This window comes from Acinetobacter sp. V2, assembly GCF_001188385.1.
In the GTDB taxonomy this organism is placed as follows: Bacteria; Pseudomonadota; Gammaproteobacteria; order Pseudomonadales; family Moraxellaceae; genus Acinetobacter; species Acinetobacter oleivorans.
This window is the reverse complement of sequence record NZ_JZFB01000011.1, coordinates 48270-50744: the sequence shown is the minus strand read 5'-3', so window position 1 is coordinate 50744 and position 2475 is coordinate 48270. Positions and strand designations below refer to the sequence as shown.

Here is a 2475-nt window from a genome sequence, read left to right as displayed (position 1 = left end):
AAAAATCCACACAAGTTGTTCTTCAATTCTCTTAATGATTTTTCTGCTCTTCGTCAGAGACAGAATTCAACGCAATACTAAGTTTTCATCCTAACCCTGTAAGCTAAGATATTCTCGTGTATCGCGTTGGGATGAGTGCATTATAGGGAAAAAAAACTGGTACGCAAGCACTTTTCTAAATATATGTGTTTGACCGACTCTTTTTTACCCAACCAAAAATCAAAAAAGCCAAAAAAATTAACTAAACAACTGATAATAAAAAATAAATATTAAATTATTTATTTTCATTCTTTTTTGATTTTCACTTCTAGTATCTTAATAGGTTGTTTAGGAACGTTCTGATGCATGCCATCATTGGTTGTAGGTACCTTTACAATACGGTCAACCACATCCATTCCTTTAATTACTTTTCCGAAAACCGCATAACCTGCGTTACCAGCTGAGCGATTTAGAAAACTGTTATCTGCGACATTAATAAAGAATTGACTAGTAGCAGAGTCAGGATTTGCAGTACGAGCCATTGCTAAAGTTCCGCGGGTGTTAGCAATTCCATTTCCAGCTTCGTTTTTGATTGGTGCTCGGGTTGTCTTTTCCTGCATATTTGCAGTAAGTCCACCGCCCTGTACCATGAAACCAGGAATTACGCGATGGAAGATCGTATCTTTATAAAAGTTCGACTTTATATAGGTTTTAAAATTCTTTACGCTGATTGGGGCTTTCTCGTCATAAAGTTGTATTTCTATGTTGCCTAAATTTGTTTGCATTTCAACTAAAGTGTCAGCCCAAACTGAATGACTGCTTAGACCTAAGCAACATAGCATTAATAATTTTTTCATATCTTCCTACAGTAAAATGCAAAACTTAATAGAGGTTAAATTTAATCGTCTATATAAAAGAATTCTAGTGAGTATTTATTATCTTTTATTTAAGGCCTAATATTTTGGATGTGTCCATGTTCCACGTGAAACATGGACCAAACTTTTATTTAGCTATTTTTATCCCAAAATTTTCTAAAGTTTTTACTGAACTCAATGGTGTACCGTTTGGCTTTTTTGGAAATAGGCGTCAAATTTATAAAACCATGAGTTTGATCTGAATATTCTTCATAATGCATTTTGACACCATTTTGGCGTAGCTTATAGCTATAAATTTTGCCTTCATCATGTAATACATCATGCCCAGCAGTAATCACAAAAGCCGGAGGATTCTTCTTCAAGTTGCCATAAGTTGGAGAAATAATTGGATCATCTAGTTCTATGTTATGCTGGGTTGCATAATATTGAGTGACATTATTGATATCGTTATCCGTCAAAACCAATCCTTCGTTATATGTATAGAAGGAAGGATGTCGACTCTTGAAATCAACGGTAGGGTAAATAAGAAGTTGGGCCTGAGGAGCATAAGGTTTATTTACTGATCTTTGAGCCACGACTGTACTAATGTTTCCACCTGCACTATCCCCCGCTACCGCAATTCGACCTTTTAATATTTTTAACTGTCTACGATTTTGATATACCCAAGCTAAAGCATCTTCACAAGATTGGATTAAATGCTGAGGAGAAACCTCAGGTGCTAGGGGGTAATCAATACTGAGTACTTGTACTTTTGCATATTTTGCCAATATACGACAAACCTCATCATGAGTATCTAAACCACCAACAACAAACCCTCCTCCATGATAGAAAACAATAAGAGGGAGTTTTTTATTCGGTGCTGGGTGATAGTGTCTCGCAAAAACGGTTCCACTTTGGAGAGGTAAACGGATATCTTCTACTAAGTCGATCTCTGTTGACTTATGGCGTATAGCCAGCATTTGCGTATCGAACTGCCTTCTAGATTCAATTGGGTCTGATCCAATGAAACCGATACGACCCTGTTTAATTTGTACAGCCATCATACATTTAGTAAATGAGTCGAGATCTGGATATTGGTACGAATATCCAAGAATTTTAGCAAGTGATTCTTGAGCTAATCGAGGTAACTTATCAAGAGCTCGAGCAGCAGGCCCTTGGCCCTTATCTAGCAATGTTTGAATTTTTTGATTAAATGCTGTCATGCCTATCTCCATGAATCCCTCTTATCCTTCATATTTTCTACAGAATTCTGTTGTTATTTGACTATATTCGCATACAACTCATGTAATCAAGATACAAAGGTAAAACCCAAATTACGCTAATCTGATTTCAAGCAAATGTCATTAACAAATCTGTCACTTAAAACAGGACTTTTTTGCCAATTATTGTTAACAGACAAAAAGAGGTACGATTATGTCAACAAAACTAGTTGTTACTTTATTAGCGACCAGTCTTTTAACTGTAGGCTGTGTGGCTTATACGGATGACCCTTCTTATCGTGGTGGTTATGGTTACCATGATCATGATAGTAATCGCTATGATCGCAATGATGGACGTCGATATAACGATTGGGAACGAAGACGCTGGGAAGAACGTCAAAGAATATATGAACAACAACGAA

At 36.3% G+C, this 2475-nt stretch carries 2 protein-coding genes and 1 pseudogene; 1 reads left to right on the top strand and 2 read right to left on the bottom strand.

The features are described from left to right. Positions 1–284: 284 nt before the first annotated feature. Positions 285–836, bottom strand: a complete 552-nt coding sequence (locus UC75_RS18285; RefSeq protein ID WP_049838400.1) for a peptidylprolyl isomerase — start codon at positions 834–836, stop codon at positions 285–287. A gap of 149 nt (positions 837–985) precedes the next feature. Further along, positions 986–2056: an alpha/beta hydrolase gene (locus UC75_RS18280; RefSeq protein ID WP_049838399.1), complete on the bottom strand. Its 1071-nt coding sequence runs from the start codon at positions 2054–2056 to the stop codon at positions 986–988. A gap of 211 nt (positions 2057–2267) precedes the next feature. Between UC75_RS18280 and UC75_RS22450 the strand changes: the two are divergent. After that, positions 2268–2475: pseudogene (locus tag UC75_RS22450) on the top strand (hypothetical protein); the annotation flags it as partial.

Excerpts from the sequence above, each read along its gene's own strand:
- UC75_RS18285 (WP_049838400.1), bottom strand. The coding sequence starts at position 836 with ATGAAAAAATTATTAATGCTATGTTGCTTAGGTCTAAGCAGTCATTCA.
- UC75_RS18280 (WP_049838399.1), bottom strand. The coding sequence starts at position 2,056 with ATGACAGCATTTAATCAAAAAATTCAAACATTGCTAGATAAGGGCCAA.